The sequence below is a fragment of the Pseudomonas sp. NPDC047961 genome (assembly GCF_050272435.1).
GTDB lineage: Bacteria > Pseudomonadota > Gammaproteobacteria > Pseudomonadales > Pseudomonadaceae > Stutzerimonas.
In genome coordinates, this window is record NZ_JBNNMD010000001.1 from 1184003 (window position 1) to 1201812 (window position 17810).

Consider the following 17810-nt stretch of genomic DNA (forward strand, 5'->3'; position numbering starts at 1 on the left):
CTACTGCGCCACGTTATTTGAACTGGTTTGCTAGGGTCTGTTGCCATTTCGCGCTAACCCATTGATCTATAAGAGCAAGCCCGTATCGTTGAAGCTCTGACCCAACATCGATACGAGCTTGCAATGCCCCGATTACTGCTCAGCGATGAGCATTGGTCGAAGCTGCGGGAAATTCTGCTGCACAAGGCCATCTACAACAAGCGTGATCTACGAATGACCGTGGAGGGCATGCTGTACCGCATGCGCACGGGATGTCCCTGGAGAGACCTGCCCAAGGCGTTTGGCTACTGGAATAAGGTCTACAAACGCTTCAATGCAGGCCGCAGCGGTACAAGAGGATTCACCGAAAGAATTGCTTGGCATGTTGTTCTCCTCTGTTCAAACGGACGGCGCAGCTATCGCGCGCCAGGACGGCAGCTCGTCAGGAAGATTTCTCTTCCGCCGCCGTGTCGCTGTGGGCGTGTCTTATCCTGCGGACGATCCACCAGATCGTCAGCATCACCGCAGGTACCAGAACCGCCATCACCGGCGCCACGCTGTCGTGAACGATCGGAATGCCCTTGAGCAGGTAGCCGAGAAGACTCACGACGTAATAAGAAATTGCCGCGACCGACAGGCCTTCGACGGTTTGCTGAAGGCGCAATTGCAACTTGGCCCGGTTGTTCATCGAAGCCAGCAGATCGCGGTTCTGGCGTTCAAGTTCGACGTCGATCCACGAACGCAGCAACGCGATGGCTCGGGTCAGTTTGTCGGAGAGCTTGGCCTGGCGCTCCTTTACGGATTGGCACTCCCGCATGGCTGGAGCGATGCGACGCTGCAGGAAATCCGCCCAGGTGCTGTATCCGGATACGGCCACTTCTGAAAGCGCAGCCAGCCTTTCCTCGACGATCTCGTAGTAGGCACGGCTGGCGCCGAAGCGATAGAGATTTGCCGCGACGCCAGCTTCCAGTTCGGCGGCCAGACCGGTCAATTCGGAAAGCAGCACGTCGCTATCGCGGCGTTCTACCAAACTCGTACACATCTCGTCAGTGATCGCTGCAAGGCGCGACTCCATGCGTCGCAGCTCCGACGTCATCGATCGCGTCAACGGCAGAGACAGCAACGCCAAGGTACGGTACGTCTCGATCTCCAATAGACGTTGAGCCAGCGCACCTGCCCGCGCCGGGATCAAATCACGAGCAAGGATGAGGATCTGCGTCAGGCCATCCTCATCCTGTCGGAAGTCGTTCAAGATGGCGGCAGAGCCGTTCTCTACCAGCGAGTAGCACAGGCTGGCAGGATCGAAGCGATCAGCCTCCTTCTCCGTTTCTGGCATCCACGGAAGAAGTCTCAAGCGGATGCCGGATACGACCGGGCCCGGAGGAACAAATCCATGTTTGAAGGGATTTTCTCCGCAAGGCTCTCCCGTCTTGGAATCCAGCGAAGCGCACCAGAGATACGTAGAGAACTCGGTGTGCTTTTCACAGTGAAGGTCTCCCTCATCCCATGTCACGCCGTGTAGCGGCGTAGCGTGGTCGGGCTCGGCAACGCCGAAGCGATGAGATAACTCGCTCATCGCCATCTGATCCCTGGCCTAGTCGCCTTCGGTCATGAAAGAGAGCTGCAATATACCGCGGGGGGCCTGAAGCAACAGATGCGGGCGCGCATGCACTTCACCCACGGCTGCAGCACGATCGGCATAGGCCGGCATGCCGTACACGGTGGCGGTCGGGGTGGGTTGTACGGTCGTCGTATTGATATTGGCCGGCTCTTTCATAACGACCTCATTTCTCATTGGTTGAAAAGCACGCTTCAAAACAAATGCCCGCAGCCATGCGTTTCACACATGGCTGCGGGCCGATCTTCATGAGCAGGCACCGCGTTACACAGTCCGTCTAACAGGCTCGCCGTATAATAGAGGCTTGTGCTGACCCTGTCAGAGTGGTTGGTGTTGAATGGGTAGTGGGCGGTCAGTAGTGGATCACCGTGCGAATCGACTTGCCTTCATGCATCAGGTCGAAGGCCTTGTTGATGTCGTCGAGGCCCATGGTGTGGGTGACGAACGGGGCGAGATCGATCTCGCCTTTCATTGCGTCCTCCACCATGCCGGGAAGTTGAGTGCGGCCCTTGACCCCGCCGAAAGCCGAGCCCTTCCAGGTGCGACCGGTGATCAACTGGAACGGGCGCGTCGAAATTTCCTTGCCTGCACCAGCCACGCCGATGACGATCGACTGGCCCCAGCCACGATGTGCTGCTTCCAGTGCCGAGCGCATCACGTTGACGTTGCCGATGCACTCGAAGGTGTGATCGACACCCCAACCGGTCATCTCGATGAGAACCTCGTGAATCGGCTTGTCGAAGTCCTTCGGGTTGAGGCATTCGGTCGCGCCGAAGGTACGAGCCAGCTCGAACTTCGCTGGATTGGTGTCGATGGCGATGATGCGACCTGCCTTGGCCTGGCGTGCCCCCTGAATCGCAGCGAGCCCGATGCCGCCGAGGCCGAAGATGGCCACAGAGTCACCCGGCTGAACCTTGGCCGTGTTGTGAACAGCGCCGATGCCGGTGGTCACACCGCAACCCAGCAGGCAGACATGCTCGGGATTGGCGTCCGGGTTGATCTTGGCCAGCGAGACTTCGGCCACCACCGTGTATTCGCTGAAGGTCGAGCAGCCCATGTAGTGGTAGATCGGCTGGCCGTTGTAGCTGAAGCGGGTGGTGCCATCGGGCATCACGCCCTTGCCCTGGGTGGCGCGCACCGCCACGCACAGGTTGGTCTTGCCGCTCTTGCAGAACAGGCACTCACCGCACTCGGCGGTGTACAGCGGGATCACGTGGTCACCCGGCTTGACCGAGGTCACGCCCTCGCCGACCTCGACCACGATGCCGGCGCCCTCATGGCCCAGCACCGCCGGGAACACGCCTTCCGGGTCCTCGCCCGACAGGGTGAAGGCGTCGGTATGGCAAACGCCGGTATTCGTGATCCTGACAAGCACCTCGCCCTTGCGCGGCGGCTCGACGTCGATCTCGACGATTTCCAGTGGCTTTCCAGGCCCGAAGGCAACTGCTGCACGTGATTTCATGATGTCGCTTCCTTTACTAGCTAACTAAATTTTCCCTCACCGAGGGCACCCTGGTGCCTCTACCGCAGGTAGGAGCGGACGATGGAGATGGTCTCGTCAATGGACTTGTTCTGCGAATCGCTCCTGATTTCGCTACTGGGAAACTCTTCCCGTAGATAGCTCTCCATAACCGTTGCCATCAATCCGTTGTCAGCCCCACGAACAGCTGCAAGCTGCTGAAGAATTGCAGGGCATTCAGCACCTGCATCGAGCGCTTGCTTCTTTTCTTCCGGGCCATGTGGCACTCACCGCTTTTCACTCCAGATAAGCGGGGCCTGACGCCGAAGAGACAGGCCCTCAACTCATTAGAATTCCTGCACGGTTGGGCGCAGAACGATCTCGTTAATATCCACGTCAGCAGGCTGCTCAATTGCGAAGGCGATAGCTCGAGCGACCGATTCGGCGGGAATTGCATGCTTGTAGAAGTCCACCACGAAATCGCGGCTCTGTTGGTGGGTGCTGCCGAATTTCAGTTCGGAGTCCACGGCGCCCGGTTCGATAGTCGTGGTGCGGATGCTGCCACCGACTTCGTGACGCAGTCCTTCGGAGATAGCCCGCACAGCAAATTTGGTGCCGCTGTACACGGTGCCACCTGGGCTGAACACCTTCAGGCCTGCAACCGATGCGATGTTGATGAAGTGACCACTGTTTTGTTTCTGGAAGACTGGCAATGCAGCCGCGACTCCGTACAGCAGACCCTTGATGTTGATATCGATCATGCGATCCCACTCGTCAGTGCGAGCATCGCTGAGCGGTGCAATCGCCATCAGTCCGGCATTGTTGACCAGTACATCAATGCGACCGTAGGTGTCCACGGCACCTTGAATGAGCGTTTTGACCTCTTCCTGAGAGGTAACATCGGTCTGATACGCGATTGCCTGACCACCTGCATTGATCAGCTCAGCCACCAATGCGTCGAGTTTATCTTTGCGACGTGCAGCCAGCACTACGCGAGCGCCAAGCGCAGCAAGGTGGCGCGCAGTAACCTCACCCAGGCCGCTACTGGCACCGGTGATAACGACAACTTTTCCAGAAATGTTATTGCTCATGCTGAGAACCTCATCGGCGGGTTTGTACTTCGCCATGGCTGGTTAACCTGGCAGTGCGCAAACTTTAGACCCATGATTGATCTCAATAAATGGAAATGATTAGATTATGCTATTCCTGAAAATGGAATAAATGAGAGGGGCAACATGCTTAACCGCATGGAGATGGTTAGGATTTTTTGCACAGCAGCAGAGGCAGGTAGCTTCCGCCAAGCGGCAACTCGATTAGGCATCTCCCCACAAGGGGTGACTCGAGCCATTCAAGCCCTGGAAACTGAGCTTGGCGAATCACTGTTCCACCGCAATACCCGCCAGGTGAGCATCACTGCTTTCGGTCAGGATTACGCCAAAGATGCCAGGTCAGCTCTGGATCATTTCGATACGCTATTCCGGTCGCACAGGACGGAGCCTGAGCTGTCAGGTAGGGTGGGGATTACGGCTCCACATGCTATTGGCAGGCGCTTCCTGATACCGTTTCTTCAGCCCCTGGCCGCTGCACATCCTGACCTGCAATTCGATCTCCGCTTGGAAGATCAGATGACTGATGCTGTTGAGGCGCATATCGATATTGGTATCAGGGTGGGGGTTATTCGCGACCGGCGCTACGTTGCACGTGCCTTAGCTCCCGTGCCGTTTTACGTTGTCGCGTGCCCGTCTCTCATAGGCCAAAAGACACCACCTAAATCTTTGGATGCCTTAGCTAAGCTGCCACTTTCAGTCCTGATCGACCGGAAAAATGGCCGCCCTTGGCCTTGGCTATTTGCCGACGGGCAAACGTTCACGCCCAGGCAGCCAGCTCTTATCTGTGATGATCCAGATACGGAATTGGAAGCCACCCTGGCAGGCATGTGTTTTGGCCAAATTCCTGCCTATCTGGCTGAGCCTCATCTGCGGTCAGGAAAGCTGGTTGCTGTTTTGGCTGATCTCGCTCCAGCGCCATGGGATCTGTTCATATATCGCCCGCAGCAGGGTCCTGTATCGAAGCGGGTGCGATTGGTGTACGACCACCTTAAGCAGGCTTTCTCAAACCCCAAGCTATTTCCCCAGGGCCTGGGGACATAGCTTGAATACCTGCCAGCAATCGTCCGCTTTTGGCCCAGAGTGTGTAAAAACACTTTCACATCTTGTATGCCCCAGCCCACTGCGCCTGGGCGTAGTGATTTCCCGAGCATTTGCCACGATCAGCGCCGGTGGCGCGTCAGAGCGCTTATAAAGCACTGTGGTACCTCTTGGGACAGTAAAAACCGGGGCTTTTACGCCGTCATCGCCTTCAATAAGCCTTCGGTACCCATGATTTTCATCACCCGCTTCAAATTATAGGCAAGCACATTCAAGCTCATTTCTGCACTCACCCCGTTCAGCTTTCGGGTCAGGAAGTGCGTTGCGCCCATCCACTGCTTGAGCGTCCCGAAGGGATGCTCAACAGTCCGTTTTCGAACCTTCATCATCTCTGGTGCTTGGTTTAACCGGCGCTGCATTTCCTCCAGCACAGCCTCATTTTCCCAGCGCCTTACGCGACGATTTGTGCTTAGCGTGCACTGGGTTTTCAGCGCGCAACTCTGGCACTTTGAACTCCGCTGCCGCGCGTCATCATCGAACGGGCATCTGGGTCGGTCAGCGAAACCTGTTTGTCAGGGGAATCGTTGAGCTGAGTTTCGATCCCCTGAAGCTCTTTCATCTGCGCTTTGAGCTTGGCGATTTTGTCTTCCAGGCTGGCAGTGTCTGGCGCGGAGGCGCTAGGATTCTGTCGATCAGCCGCATCGAGCGATGCCAAGTAACGGCTGATGCTCGTCTCTATTTCTTCCATGCGCCGCTTCAGTTCGGCGCTGGTGAAATTCCGGTCGCGGTTGTTCACCGCCTTGAATTTACTGCCGTCGATGGCAACTAGGTTTTCGCTAAAAAGTCCCAGCTGCTGGCAGAGCAAAACGAACTGGCGGCAGGCGCCGCGAATGGCTTTGCTGTTGTCTTTTCGGAAGTTGGCGATGGTCTTGAAGTCGGGCATCAATCGCCCGGTTAACGACATGAGTTCGACGTTGCGCTGAGCTTCTCGCTCAAGACGCCGGCTCGATTGAATGCGGTTTAGATAGCCGTAGATATAGATCTTCAGCAGGATCGCAGGGTGGTAAGCCGGTCTTCCGGTTTCAGCTGGAATGACGCCATCAAAACCTAGCGTGCCTAGGTCGAGCTCGTCGACGAAGACATCGACCACACGTACCGGATGGTATCACTGACGTAGTCGTCGAGGCTTTCGGGAAGTAAGGTGCTTTGACCTCGGTGTTCACCCTGGATAAACCGTTTCATGGGCGTCCCTTGCGCTGAGATTCTCGGACATAGCAAGGCTTTGCCGGTGCGTTTTTAAACACTCTGGGCCGAAAAAAGCCTCTGACGACTGACAGCATGTGCCAAATGCCTTGAGCCCAGGCTTCGGGCAGAACCCGGCCTGTGACTCGCGGCTGGAGTATGGCTTATCAGCGCCTCCCTACTTCAACGCCGCTACGATAGCGTCGTTGAACACGGGGATGTCGTTGGGGTTACGCGAAGTGATCAAAGTCCATCCATTGGCTTGGCATTGCTTTACTTCAACATCTATCCAACCAGCAGCACCGGCATTTTCCAGATCGAGCCTGACGCTGGGGTAAGACGTGAGGGTCTTGCCAGCTATGACCCCAGCGTTGATTAGCAACCACGGCCCATGGCAAATCGCAGCGATTACTTTGCCTGATTCGGCGAACTCCTTGGCCAGGCGCTGGGCATTTTCATCCAGTCGAAGCGTGTCGGCGTTGACCGTTCCGCCTGGAATCACAAGCGCATCAAAGTCCGAAGCGTCGAGCCCAGCCAGCGCAACCTGAGACTCGACAGTGCGATCTTTCTCAGTGTCCTGAACGAACGTCTGGGTAGTGCCGCCGTCACTTGAGCCATGGGCGACCAGGGCGCCATGCGCCTTAAGCGTTTCAAGCGGTTTCACCAGCTCATCGCGCTCGATACCCGTATTCGAGGTGATGAATAGTACTTTTTTGCCTGCCAGTTGATTACTCATGGTGGTCACTCAGTCCTCTCATCAAGGTAAAAAAGGAGGCGTGCGGGTGACACTTCATCCGACGCGTTGAAGATGGGAGGTCAGAGCGGTTTTGAAAGTTCATCCGCATTCGTCTTGAGCAGAATGCAATGGATGAAGCCAGGAACGTCGGGGGATTTCACATTCGAGCCTGCAAAAATTGAGCAGGTTATAAACATCATTTGCGTGACTCTGGGCCACGAGTAGTAGGGTTTTCTTCGCCCTGACCCTGGGACGGCACACGGTTCTCGGATTGCTGAAAGTGCGCGAGCAGGAGCGCAAATGAGTGACTTGGCAGTCGAGTATCCGGTGTGAGACGGGGCAATTGAACTATGGCTAGTTCTGGCTTTTGCCGCCCTTTGCAACGGGATGCCTGAATACCTTCACTGACCGCATCGGCCACTCTGTCGCGGGCATCTTACTCAGGGCTAATGGGTTCGGATTCACTGGTACAGAACAACGCCATCTTGTTGCCATCCGGATCTCGCAGTTTGCGAATGCTTGAATCTTAGCGGTCGCCATTGGGCATCTCGATTTGTCTGCAAAAACGGAAAGTTTAGTCCAGTGCCGAGCAACGGCGACGTGCGCTTCAATAGAGGAAAATGGTCGTTTTAGAGCTGTTGCATCAGCCTCGAACGCGGTACCGCCCGTCAAGCTTTGACCAGTTTTCCTGAACAACGAGCGTTGCATGGGAGACGAACCAAGGTAGGAGCGAAAGCGCAATCGGCGCTCCTTTGAACTGACTTGGAGAACCCAGATGAAAGCAATCGTCTACAACGGCCCGCGTGACGTCAGCGTCCAGAACGTCCCAGATGCGAAGATCGAGAGACCAACGGATGCTCTCGTTCGAGTCACATCCACGAATCTTTGTGGTTCCGATCTGCACATGTACGAAGGCAGAACCACCTTCGAGACGGGTCGAGTCTTCGGTCACGAGAACCTCGGTGAGGTGGTCGAGGTAGGTGCAGGAGTTGAGCGCGTTAAGGTTGGAGACATGGTCTGCTTGCCCTTCAACATCGGCTGTGGTTTTTGTGAAAACTGCGAGAAAGGACTTACCGGCTATTGCTTGACCGCCAATCCAGGCAGCGCTGGTGCCGCCTACGGCTTTGCAGAGATGGGCACTTATGACGGTGGCCAGGCCGAGCTGCTGCGAGTTCCCTTCGCGGACTTCAACTGTCTCGTGCTGCCTGAGGATGCGAAGGAGCGCGAGGACGACTACGTCATGCTCTCCGACATTTTCCCCACGGGATGGCACGCAACAAGGCTGGCGGGGCTGCAACCAGGCGAGTCCATTGCCATCTACGGCGCAGGCCCGGTCGGCTTGATGGCGGCGCACTCCGCGCTTATCCAAGGCGCTTCGCAGGTCTTCGTAATAGACGATCAACCAGACCGCTTGAAACTGGCTGCCCAGATGGGGGCCACGCCAATCAATTCCGTCGAGCAGAAGGCTGTCGATGAAATCCTGAATTACACCGACGGTAAAGGCACGGATCGTGGGTGCGAATGCGTGGGCTACCAGTGCTGCGACAAACATGGCCACGAGGTGAATCACCTGACCATGAACAACCTCGTCGCCTCGACCAAGGCAACCGGTGGTATCGGAGTAGTCGGGGTATTCGTTCCCCAAGATCCGGGTGCCAAGAACGAGTTAGCCAAAGAAGGGAAGATGGCTTTCGACTTCGGTTCCTTCTGGTTCAAAGGGCAGAAAATCGGCACCGGGCAAGCCAACGTCAAGGCGTACAACCGCCAGTTGGCTGAGCTAATTCATCACGGGCGTGCCGCACCCTCGCAGATCGTTTCCCATCGATTGAAGCTGGATGATGGCCCAAGTGCTTATAAGCACTTCGATGCACGAGACAAGGGGTGGACGAAGGTTGTGATGAAGCCTGCGGCTTAGTGTTTTGAGTAGCCGTCTCCTGCTCGGGGCGGCTACTCGGATGCTGTATCGTTCGAATCCATGCGAGCATCAATGATGCTCAGGCAGGATCCAAGTTTCGCCGGTCATGAAACGTCGTTCTGAGCGACTCATGGCGACTTTGGAAATCTGCCAATCGCCATGCTGTTCCTAAGCTTGAGTACCGACGGCTTGTGATCCTGATGAGAGAACGAATCGAATCTGCCAACCAGCAGCATCTTGTATTAGTCAGTTAGCAATGGATCTAAGGATTATTGCTGCGTGAGCTCCAGTCGCTGCCTTATGGTGAATCATCTCTATGGTATCGCGACTGACCGCTATTGGCCCAGAGTGTGTAAAAACGCTTCGTCAAAATTGAAGTACTCGCGTCTACGTGAAATCTGGAGTTTATCGGCACGTCAGCAAATGTGGATTTCTCCCAGATGCACGATTTCTAGCTTGTGTTTGAGTACCTGCCGCACTTGAAAACGTTTTTACACAGTCTCGGGCCGGAAGCAGACCTTCGCCGGCGGCAGCTATCGGCCCAGAGCGTGTAAAAACACTTTCGTAGCTTGGGTGCCGCAGCCCAGCGCTGCTGGACGAAGCGATTGCCTAAGCATTTACCACTATTAGCACCGGTAACGTCCAGAGCGTATATAAAGCGCTTAAGCGCCTACCGGAGCCGCGAAATACGGGGGTTTTTACGCCGCCATCGCCCTCAGCAAGCCTTCGGTGCCGATGATTTTCATAACCCGCTTCATGTTGTAAGCGAGCACATTCAGGCTCATCTCCGCGCTGACTCCTGCGAGCCTACGAGTCAAGAAATGCGTCGAGCCCATCCATTGTTTGAGCGTCCCGAAGGGGTGCTCAACAGTCCGTTTACGAACCCGCATCATCTCTGGCGCTTGGTTCAGACGGCGCTGCATTTTCTCCAGCACAGCTTCATGCTCCCAGCGCCTTACTCGCCGATTTTTGCTCGGCGTGCACTGAGTTTTTAGCGCGCAACTCTGGCAACTTGAACTCCAGTAACAGTGCATATTCATGCCTTTCTCAACACTGGAGAAGCGCCAGGGCAACGCCTCTCCCGCCGGGCAGATGTATTCGTTTTTCGTCGCGTCATAAACGAAGGCGTCTTTGCTGAAACGCCCATCTGCCTTGGCACTTGAAGTCATCGGCTTTGGCACGTAGGCGGTGATGTTTGCGTCGTGGCAGGCCAGGATTTCTTCGCCCTTGAAGTAACCTCGATCAGCCACTACCGCCAGCGTTTCTGAAGCCATGGCCTCCCGAGCCTGTTTCGCCATCGAGCTGAGCTGGTCGCGGTCAGAGCCGACGTTGGTGACTTCGTGAGCGACGATCAAATGGTGCTGGGTGTCGACCGCTGTTTGCACGTTGTAGCCGACGATTCCGTTGCCACGCGTCATCATCGAACGGGCATCTGGATCGGTCAGCGAGACCTGCTTGTCAGGCGAATCGTTAAGCTGAGATTCAATCAGCTGAAGCTCTTTCATTTGAGTTTTAAGCTTTTCGATTTTCTCTGCGAGGCGCGTAGTGTCTGGTTCGAAGGCAGTTGGCACTTGCCGATCCGCCGCATCAAGTGCAGCCAGGTAACGGCTGATGCTCGACTCAATCTCTTCCATTCGCCGCTTGAGTTTGGCGCTGGTGAAGTTGCGGTCACGATTGTTCACTGCCTTGAATTTACTGCCGTCGATGGCGACCAGGTTTTCTCCAAAAAGCCCAAGCTGCTGGCACAGCACAACGAACTGGCGGCAGACCCCACGAATGGCTTTGCTGTTGTCCTTCCTGAAGTTGGCGATGGTCTTGAAGTCGGGCATCAAGCGCCCGGTTAACCACATCAGCTCAACGTTGCGTTGGGCTTCTTTCTCAAGACGTCGGCTGGATTGAATGCGGTTCAGATAACCGTAGATATAGATCTTCAGCAGGATCGCTGGGTGGTACGCAGGTCGGCCGGTTTCGGCTGGAATGACACCTTCAAAACCCAACGTGGCAAGGTCGAGTTCATCGACGAAGACATCTACCACGCGCACCGGATTGGTATCGCTGACGTAGTCGTCGAGGCTTTCAGGAAGCAAGGTGCTTTGACCTCGGTGTTCACCCTGGATAAACCGTTTCATGGACTTCCCTTGCGATGAAGCTCTCAGAAATCATAGCAAGGGTTTGTACGGGCGTTTTTACACACTCTGGGCCAAAAGCGGACCTTCAGGCGCAAGTGTGATGCTGCCATGTGATTGAAACAGTCAGCGGGGACACAAATCAGAAACATCGTGGAGTGCAAAGACTGGGGCAGTGCAATACCCTAGGCGGTTGTCCATTAGATTCTATCAGCCGGGTCACTTCTGATGGCCCCCCTTTTGGGGGATGCTTTTCATCATCGCTGACCCACGCGTTACTGCGATAGGGTGCATGGAGCGATCGCGATTGCTTCAGTCTTGCAGTGGCAGGCGGGTGCCCGTTTATCCCTATGGCGGCCTCTGCTCGGAAGCGATAGGTTATGAGGGAAAGCTACAGCCCAGAGCAGTAAATCACCTCCATCTTACAACCACCGGCATCTCGCTAAACTTGGCCAGAACATATTATTGAAATAAAAGGAGTTTGCATGATCTCTAGAGGCTATCTCATCGGTCAAATAATAGACGAATTCTCGGCTGTCAGTGAGCAAGCTAAGCTACGGAATCAGCTGGGCCTTACCGACCTATCAGTATTCAGTGAAAATTTCTTCCGGGAAGTGATAAACATTACAAAAGGATATTCGTTAAAAAATACAAATGAAGATCGCTCCAATGAGCCAGGTGTTGACCTCTGTGACGGTATCGCGAGAATTGCGATACAAGTTACAACATCCAAAACGAGCGAGAAGGTTAAAAAGACTTTAAAAAATATTACGCCCGATCAAATTCAGAATTTTGAGCGCTTCGTAGTTCTGGTTGTAGGAGAGAAGCAAGGGAGCTATCAAGCTGTAGCTGAAGCATTAAAAGACCGTTCAGCAAGTGGTATTCCCGCTGAACTGTCATTTGACACGAGCGCCGACATTTGGGACCTGGTAGACTTGGCGCGAGATGCTATGGGATTGGAGTTTTCGAAGCTGCAGTCTCTGCACAGATTGATCCAAGAGCAAATGGCTAAGGTAAAAATCGAACTACAGGTGCCTGATGAGCTCGGCAATTACCCTGTGAGCGGCTATGCGTTGTGGGAAGCCCGGGGGGTTCCTAGAATTGGAACTGGTCAGAAGTTTGCCGAGTGGGATTTAAAACTTGCGAATATAAATAGATTGCCTACACAGGAAGAAGTCGACGAAGTTTGTAATTCACTAAAGGATTTTTGTAGCCGACTGCGCAAGCTTCCACGTATTACTCGGGAGTTTTTTGCAGAGCTCCATGAGCGCGCAGAGCCAATGAATTATCGCTTTTCGGATAATGTGAGTTTATTTCTTCCCTCGATAACAAAAACATATCCACCGGGCGAGGTTCATGTCGAATTATCTTTACTTGAGGCGGAAAATCTGCTTCAAGTAAGCGCGGATGAGTATTATCTTAACGAAAAATTGCCAGCTGAAATTGGGCTTAGAATCGGCCTGAGTTGTGAAAGCCTAAGATTAGGATTCTATCAATTTGTCATCGACAACCAATTGTCATTTAAGAAAGTGATAGGTGAGATTGATTTTTCGGAATTTTGATTCATCTCTTGGGTGTTTCTACTCTGCTCAGGCGTAAGCTTTAAGCGTCTTAGCCATGATTCAAAATCATCCGTAACTACTGGCTCTTGTTCAATCGTCGACATATGCCTATCCCACAGCTAAACCTGTGAGCATTGATGTCAGATGGCATTTAGCTAGTTCAGCTATGTGCATGGCATAAAAATGTAATTGAGGGGTAACGGCCTCGGACATTGGGTGTGATTACCTAGCGATGTAGCCGAATTTGGCGAACTCTGCCGAGATGATTCTCTGGGGATGTCGTCGCGTATGGGTAGTGAGCCAATGACCGCTTTTGGCCGATCGCTGTCACTCAGCAATCCCAAGCAACGCTCATCTCACGACCATTAACTCATCCCACCTCGTCGTGTACCGCTGCGACATCATCTCGCGCCGCATCGCCCACTCAGGGGCGGCGGGGATGCGACCGAGTCGCAATGTCCCGCTGCCCTCGCTGGCGTTGATGCGGTCGATTACGGCCATCAGCCGATCAGCGCCAGGGCGAGGTGCGGCCTTGAATAGGTCGCCTGTGAATTCTCCGCGCTGGCGCAGGTCCATCAGCATCAACTCAGCTTTGCTGTAGGCGTAGCCGGGGCGGTAGATGGCATCCAAGCCGCGAATTGCCGCTGCGGCGAGCACGCGAGTATCGTCGGTGGGGTACGGCAGAGGGCATTTGATAGCGTTGGCGTAGCGCGGCTGGTCGGGGTTATGCATGCCGGTGCGGATGGCCACCTGCAGGGCACCGGCAAGGCTACCCTGCGCGCGCATCTTTTCTGCCGCCTTGGACACGTAGGCGGCAACCGCCTCGCGGATCGGCGGTAACTCGCGCACCCGAGCACCAAACATCTTGCTACTGCAGATTATCTGCCGCGGCGGCACGGCTTCCTCAAGCTGCAGGCACGAGATCCCGCGAAGTTCGCGGGCTGTTTTTTCCAGCACTACACTGAACTGTCGGCGAAGTGACGCCGGGTCATACTGGGCCAGGTCCCAGGCCGTCTTGATGCCCAGCGGCTGAAGCCGGGCGGTTAGCCGGCGGCCGACGCCCCACACTTCGCTCACGTCAGTCATCTGCAGCAGGCGATCGCGTCTAGATGGATCGCGCAGGTCAATTACCCCTTCCGATTTGCGCCAGGTTTTGGCCGCCCAGTTAGCCAGCTTGGCTAGCGTCTTAGTGGGCCCGATGCCAACGCCCACTGGGATGCCAGTCCACAGCAGTACCCGAGCCCTTGCCTCGCGTCCCATCTCGACCAGGTCACTCTCCAGACCAGTCAGATCGGCGAATGCCTCGTCGATGCTGTACACCTCCAGTCGCGGGAACATCTCCTCAAGCGTGGTCATCACGCGCGCGCTCATCTGACCGTAGAGCTCGTAGTTACTAGAGAAGCAGACTACGCCCCACTCCCGCATCTGGTCTCGCCACTGGAAGTATGGTGCGCCCATAGGGATCCCTAAGCGCTTAGCCTCGCGGGTGCGAGCAATGACGCAGCCGTCATTGTTGCTCAGCACCACGACTGGCACGTCGCCGAGCCAGGGTCGGTAGACGCGCTCACAGCTGGCGTAGAAGCTGTTGCAGTCGATTAGCGCGAACATAGGCTGTGCAGGTTGTGCGTGGCCACGCCCCACACGTGCAGCGATTCGGTGACAGCTAACGCCCTGTAATCGGTGTTCTCGGGTTGCAGCCACACGCCCGCAGCGGAGATCTGCAGGCGCTTGACCGTCATCCCGCCATCCACGTACGCGACAACTACGTTGCCCGACCGCGCCTCGAGGGCGCGGTTGACCACTAGCACATCCCCGTCATAGATCCCAGCGCCGATCATACTTGGCCCGCTCACTCGCACTAGGTAGACATTGGGCGCCCGCAAATCGACCAAGTCGTCGATCGATAGGGTGAGCTCCTCATAGTCGGCGGCAGGTGATGGGAAACCCGCCGGCACCCGGCTGTCCACGTACTGAGAGAATATTTTTGCGGGGCTGAGGCGCCCCAGAATAGTGACCCGCATAGTCGTACTGCTCTGCGATAACTGTATATATATACAGATACCAGAGGAGCGCCACGCAGGTCAATTTAACTGCGATGACCGGAGGGTTCATGTGCGGACGATTCAGCCAATACCGAACAGCGATTGAGTACCTCGAGGCGCTGCGCTACGACAAGCCCATCGATAGCGGCATCGACCCAGAGCCCATCGGCCGTTACAACGTACCGCCCCGCTCCAGAGTATTAGTGTTCTTCGAGACCGCTTCCGGCCTGCGCATGGCCAAGCTCCCGTGGGGTTACCAGCCCTGGTGGGCCAAGGGCAAACGCCCGCCGGCAATTAACGCTCGCGTGGAGACGGCCTCCACCAGCAAGTTTTTTCGGGATGTCTGGCGCACCGGCCGCATGTTGGTCAGCGCTGACGGCTGGTACGAGTGGGTGAAAGACCCGGTCGATCCAAAAAAGAAGCAGGCTTACTACATCCGATTGAGATCAGGCGAGCCGATGTGGTTCGCGGCGCTGGGGCAGTTCAGGCGAGAAGACAGGATGGAAGAGCAGGAAGGCGACGGGTTCGTGATCATCACGGCGGACAGCGACCAAGGGATGCTCGACATCCACGACCGGCGGCCAGTCGTGCTGCCTCCGGATTTAGCGCGGGAATGGATAGAGCCCGGCATATCGCCCGAGCGCGCCGAGGAACTCGTGAGTAATTTGGCGCTGCCGGTGCGAGCATTCGAATGGTACGCAGTGGACCGGGCGGTCGGGAACGTGAGGAACGAAGGTGCGCACTTGATCGAGCAAATCGACAACCCTTCTTTATAGGCATAGCGGGGGTTCATAGGCCCTTTTACTACCTAGGCCTTGAGGCGCTGGGCACCGCCAGCCTAATCCGTACAATGCCGTTTCGTTTTACCCGAGTAGCCCCCATGAAGCGCTTGATAGTGGCGAGCCTTGCCACGCTGGCCATCACCTCCCTCGCCCTCGCCGAACCACCGTCGACCTTCACCGCCGCAAAAGCGATCGCCAAGAACAAGGTGTTCTATGACCAGGCGTCTACCGGGCTCGGAGACCTTTACTGCGGCTGCGCATGGAAGTGGGTAGGCAAATCAGGCGGGCGAATCGACGCCGCCTCGTGCGGTTACGATACGCGTGCTCAGCAGACGCGCGCGGAGCGGATTGAATGGGAACACATCGTGCCAGCCTGGATCTTCGGCCACCAACGGCAGTGCTGGCAGAACGGTGGGAGGAAGCACTGCGTGGCGGACGACCCAGTCTTCAGGGCGATGGAGGCCGACCTTTTTAATCTTTACCCGTCCGTGGGTGAAGTGAACGGCGACCGCAGCAATTACCAGTATGGGTTGGTGGCTGGCGGCGCTGCCCTCTACGGCGCATGCACCACCAGAGTGGACTTCAAGGCACGCTCCGCCGAGCCGCGTGATGAGGTGAAGGGCCTGGTTGCCAGATCAACATTCTACATGTACGACCGCTATGGTTTAACGATGTCGCGTCAACAACAACAGCTGCTGATGGCCTGGGATCGCCAGCATCCGGTTTCGACGTGGGAACGGGAGTGGGACGGCCGCACGGCAAAAGTCATGGGGCACCACAACCCCTTCATTACTGGCGAGCGCGCTTGGACATTGGGGCACAAGCCATTGCGAGAAGGGCTTGTGAGCCTGCTTCCTACCAGGATCGCAGCGCCCCCTTCCGCTAAAGCCGTGGCCCGTGACGTGATCATTGGAAACCGGAACAGCCGGGTGTATCACCTGCCGCAGGACTGCCCGAGCTACGCCAAAGTGGCGCCTAAGAACCAGGAGATCTTCTCCAACGAGTCCGCAGCCATCGCCGCGGGCTACAGGAAGGCCGGGAACTGTCGCTAGTTCTTTTTGGATTCACTGGTAGACCCCGAACTCGATGCGCTCAAGATAATCCTCGAGTACCAGAAACCCTACGGGGTTATCAATAACGTCCAGCGGCACTTCGCCGTCCAAATACCTGCAGGGCCGCCCTAGCCATTCTTCAGCCAGCTTCTGAGTGCCGAACACGTGGGTCGCGTGTTCCAGCACTTTCGCGTACTGAAAAGCAATGGCGCTCTGCCACGAATTTAGGTGTGCTGGTTGCTTATTGCCCTGGCGCCGAATGGTTCTGATGGACTTACCAACAATGCGACTCATGATCTTCTTAGTTGAATACAGATCAGATAGCGCAAGCATGTCTCTCACGTCTTCCAGATGAAAGCCTTTGACCGTGAGCTTGTAGACCATGGCCGGGCTGAGCTGGTCAGTACTTTTTCGCAGAAGGTATTCCGTTGGCTTACGAGGGGCGGGCGCTGCCCAGCGAGCGCAAGCGTGTGAGGAATCCATGACATGACCTCCGGATGCTACATATGACATGGATTTTAGAGCCATTTGGCGCACCATATGGCAGGTAGGTGCTTGGATGGTATCGCTCTGCCCATCGTCTCGATGACTTGCGCGTATTTTGGCCGGACGAATACTTATAGCTTGCAAGATGGCCGGGTCATCGACTCGTACCCCTCCAGTACCTAGCGCGGAGCATGGTCCGAGTGCTCGGACTTCAGGGCGCGCTGCCATGAGTCTTTTCCAAGTATAAGTTTCCGAACACCGGATCAGATCTTCTTTTGAAGCTGTGAAACAGGCCGCTCCAACATAGATTGCGTTAGCCCATACATATCCGCGTTGGCTTGCCAGATCAAAAACCGGCTATGCATATCTCGAACAGCAGCTAACAGCTTTTGTTTGGTCGCTGTCAGTTCCTCAATGCGCTCGTTGGCTGCTTGAATATCGGCAATCCAGCCCGGCTTAAGCTTCTGAGCCTTCAATGCCGCCTTGCAATTCTTCATCGCTAAATCCACGGCAGGTAGCTTCATCAGGGATTGGCGAGCACGACTGATACCCAATTTTTCTTTGCAGGCCTCAACGAGCAAAGGCCAGGTCAGCTTCGGCTCTGACCATTCCTCAATTAGTTTAATGATGCGTTTCTCATCCTTTGGCGTTAAATGCCCCATCG

General features: G+C 55.7%; 16 protein-coding genes and 2 pseudogenes. 6 read left to right on the top strand and 12 right to left on the bottom strand.

The genetic code is table 11. The features are described from left to right. Positions 1 to 123: 123 nt before the first annotated feature. A pseudogene (locus ACQKIK_RS05655) lies at positions 124 to 318 on the top strand (transposase); the annotation flags it as partial. A gap of 103 nt (positions 319 to 421) precedes the next feature. Here ACQKIK_RS05655 and ACQKIK_RS05660 read toward each other — a convergent pair. The 5 genes from ACQKIK_RS05660 to ACQKIK_RS05680 all read right to left on the bottom strand — a co-directional run bounded on the left by ACQKIK_RS05660 (position 422) and on the right by ACQKIK_RS05680 (position 4147). After that, positions 422 to 1561: a DUF3422 family protein gene (locus tag ACQKIK_RS05660; RefSeq protein ID WP_499135024.1), complete on the bottom strand. Its 1140-nt coding sequence runs from the start codon at positions 1559 to 1561 to the stop codon at positions 422 to 424. A 12-nt stretch (positions 1562 to 1573) separates the two neighbouring features. Further along, entirely contained in the window at positions 1574 to 1756 is a 183-nt protein-coding gene (locus ACQKIK_RS05665) for a hypothetical protein (RefSeq protein ID WP_256059073.1), read from the bottom strand. A gap of 193 nt (positions 1757 to 1949) precedes the next feature. Beyond that, on the bottom strand, positions 1950 to 3059 hold the full coding sequence (locus ACQKIK_RS05670; RefSeq protein WP_003291553.1) for an S-(hydroxymethyl)glutathione dehydrogenase/class III alcohol dehydrogenase: 1110 nt from the start codon (positions 3057 to 3059) through the stop codon (positions 1950 to 1952). 59 nt (positions 3060 to 3118) lie between these two features. After that, on the bottom strand, positions 3119 to 3283 hold the full coding sequence (locus tag ACQKIK_RS05675) for a metal-sensing transcriptional repressor (protein WP_231098875.1): 165 nt from the start codon (positions 3281 to 3283) through the stop codon (positions 3119 to 3121). Positions 3284 to 3403: 120 nt separating this feature from the next. Beyond that, positions 3404 to 4147: an SDR family oxidoreductase gene (locus tag ACQKIK_RS05680; RefSeq protein ID WP_046618274.1), complete on the bottom strand. Its 744-nt coding sequence runs from the start codon at positions 4145 to 4147 to the stop codon at positions 3404 to 3406. A gap of 144 nt (positions 4148 to 4291) precedes the next feature. On the opposite strand from ACQKIK_RS05680, the gene ACQKIK_RS05685 reads away from it, so the two are divergent. Beyond that, positions 4292 to 5206, top strand: a complete 915-nt coding sequence (locus tag ACQKIK_RS05685; protein WP_003291547.1) for a LysR family transcriptional regulator — start codon at positions 4292 to 4294, stop codon at positions 5204 to 5206. Positions 5207 to 5397: 191 nt separating this feature from the next. Here the strand turns inward: ACQKIK_RS05685 and ACQKIK_RS05690 are convergent. Further along, positions 5398 to 6445: pseudogene (locus tag ACQKIK_RS05690) on the bottom strand (transposase). Between the two features lie 178 nt (positions 6446 to 6623). Then, on the bottom strand, positions 6624 to 7181 hold the full coding sequence (locus tag ACQKIK_RS05695; RefSeq protein ID WP_044315387.1) for a type 1 glutamine amidotransferase domain-containing protein: 558 nt from the start codon (positions 7179 to 7181) through the stop codon (positions 6624 to 6626). A 775-nt stretch (positions 7182 to 7956) separates the two neighbouring features. On the opposite strand from ACQKIK_RS05695, the gene ACQKIK_RS05700 reads away from it, so the two are divergent. Further along, positions 7957 to 9096: a glutathione-independent formaldehyde dehydrogenase gene (locus ACQKIK_RS05700; RefSeq protein WP_003291480.1), complete on the top strand. Its 1140-nt coding sequence runs from the start codon at positions 7957 to 7959 to the stop codon at positions 9094 to 9096. A 698-nt stretch (positions 9097 to 9794) separates the two neighbouring features. On the opposite strand, the gene ACQKIK_RS05705 is transcribed toward ACQKIK_RS05700, so the two are convergent. After that, on the bottom strand, positions 9795 to 11225 hold the full coding sequence (locus ACQKIK_RS05705; RefSeq protein WP_499135028.1) for an IS1182 family transposase: 1431 nt from the start codon (positions 11223 to 11225) through the stop codon (positions 9795 to 9797). A 482-nt stretch (positions 11226 to 11707) separates the two neighbouring features. On the opposite strand from ACQKIK_RS05705, the gene ACQKIK_RS05710 reads away from it, so the two are divergent. Beyond that, positions 11708 to 12784, top strand: coding sequence for an SMEK domain-containing protein (locus ACQKIK_RS05710; RefSeq protein ID WP_499135030.1), 1077 nt, complete (start codon positions 11708 to 11710; stop codon positions 12782 to 12784). Positions 12785 to 13135: 351 nt separating this feature from the next. Here ACQKIK_RS05710 and umuC read toward each other — a convergent pair whose 3' ends face one another. Both umuC and ACQKIK_RS05720 read right to left on the bottom strand, forming a co-directional pair. Then, positions 13136 to 14392, bottom strand: coding sequence for a translesion error-prone DNA polymerase V subunit UmuC (gene umuC / locus ACQKIK_RS05715; protein ID WP_499135031.1), 1257 nt, complete (start codon positions 14390 to 14392; stop codon positions 13136 to 13138). Beyond that, positions 14380 to 14805 (bottom strand): LexA family protein, encoded by a 426-nt coding sequence (locus ACQKIK_RS05720; protein WP_045633873.1) that lies wholly within the window; start codon positions 14803 to 14805, stop codon positions 14380 to 14382. Before ACQKIK_RS05720 ends, umuC begins: the two co-directional genes overlap by 13 nt. 89 nt (positions 14806 to 14894) lie before the next feature. Between ACQKIK_RS05720 and ACQKIK_RS05725 the strand changes: the two genes are divergently transcribed. Both ACQKIK_RS05725 and ACQKIK_RS05730 read left to right on the top strand, forming a co-directional pair. Next, positions 14895 to 15602, top strand: a complete 708-nt coding sequence (locus ACQKIK_RS05725) for an SOS response-associated peptidase family protein (RefSeq protein ID WP_499135033.1) — start codon at positions 14895 to 14897, stop codon at positions 15600 to 15602. 104 nt (positions 15603 to 15706) lie between these two features. After that, on the top strand, positions 15707 to 16660 hold the full coding sequence (locus ACQKIK_RS05730; RefSeq protein ID WP_499135034.1) for an endonuclease: 954 nt from the start codon (positions 15707 to 15709) through the stop codon (positions 16658 to 16660). Positions 16661 to 16672: 12 nt separating this feature from the next. On the opposite strand, the gene ACQKIK_RS05735 is transcribed toward ACQKIK_RS05730, so the two are convergent. Next, on the bottom strand, positions 16673 to 17143 hold the full coding sequence (locus ACQKIK_RS05735) for an Xre family toxin-antitoxin system antitoxin (RefSeq protein ID WP_499135036.1): 471 nt from the start codon (positions 17141 to 17143) through the stop codon (positions 16673 to 16675). A gap of 266 nt (positions 17144 to 17409) precedes the next feature. Next, on the bottom strand, positions 17410 to 17808 hold the full coding sequence (locus ACQKIK_RS05740) for a hypothetical protein (protein ID WP_499135038.1): 399 nt from the start codon (positions 17806 to 17808) through the stop codon (positions 17410 to 17412). Positions 17809 to 17810: the final 2 nt, after the last annotated feature.

What these genes read in the sequence shown, in the direction of transcription:
- ACQKIK_RS05725 (WP_499135033.1), top strand. Translation starts at nt 14,895, where the DNA reads ATGTGCGGACGATTCAGCCAATACCGAACAGCGATTGAGTACCTCGAG.
- ACQKIK_RS05720 (WP_045633873.1), bottom strand. Translation starts at nt 14,805, where the DNA reads ATGCGGGTCACTATTCTGGGGCGCCTCAGCCCCGCAAAAATATTCTCT.
- ACQKIK_RS05735 (WP_499135036.1), bottom strand. Translation starts at nt 17,143, where the DNA reads ATGGATTCCTCACACGCTTGCGCTCGCTGGGCAGCGCCCGCCCCTCGT.
- ACQKIK_RS05730 (WP_499135034.1), top strand. Translation starts at nt 15,707, where the DNA reads ATGAAGCGCTTGATAGTGGCGAGCCTTGCCACGCTGGCCATCACCTCC.
- ACQKIK_RS05660 (WP_499135024.1), bottom strand. Translation starts at nt 1,561, where the DNA reads ATGGCGATGAGCGAGTTATCTCATCGCTTCGGCGTTGCCGAGCCCGAC.
- ACQKIK_RS05710 (WP_499135030.1), top strand. Translation starts at nt 11,708, where the DNA reads ATGATCTCTAGAGGCTATCTCATCGGTCAAATAATAGACGAATTCTCG.
- ACQKIK_RS05740 (WP_499135038.1), bottom strand. Translation starts at nt 17,808, where the DNA reads ATGGGGCATTTAACGCCAAAGGATGAGAAACGCATCATTAAACTAATT.
- ACQKIK_RS05670 (WP_003291553.1), bottom strand. Translation starts at nt 3,059, where the DNA reads ATGAAATCACGTGCAGCAGTTGCCTTCGGGCCTGGAAAGCCACTGGAA.
- ACQKIK_RS05700 (WP_003291480.1), top strand. Translation starts at nt 7,957, where the DNA reads ATGAAAGCAATCGTCTACAACGGCCCGCGTGACGTCAGCGTCCAGAAC.
- ACQKIK_RS05665 (WP_256059073.1), bottom strand. Translation starts at nt 1,756, where the DNA reads ATGAAAGAGCCGGCCAATATCAATACGACGACCGTACAACCCACCCCG.
- ACQKIK_RS05695 (WP_044315387.1), bottom strand. Translation starts at nt 7,181, where the DNA reads ATGAGTAATCAACTGGCAGGCAAAAAAGTACTATTCATCACCTCGAAT.
- ACQKIK_RS05680 (WP_046618274.1), bottom strand. Translation starts at nt 4,147, where the DNA reads ATGAGCAATAACATTTCTGGAAAAGTTGTCGTTATCACCGGTGCCAGT.
- ACQKIK_RS05685 (WP_003291547.1), top strand. Translation starts at nt 4,292, where the DNA reads ATGCTTAACCGCATGGAGATGGTTAGGATTTTTTGCACAGCAGCAGAG.
- umuC (WP_499135031.1), bottom strand. Translation starts at nt 14,392, where the DNA reads ATGTTCGCGCTAATCGACTGCAACAGCTTCTACGCCAGCTGTGAGCGC.
- ACQKIK_RS05705 (WP_499135028.1), bottom strand. Translation starts at nt 11,225, where the DNA reads ATGAAACGGTTTATCCAGGGTGAACACCGAGGTCAAAGCACCTTGCTT.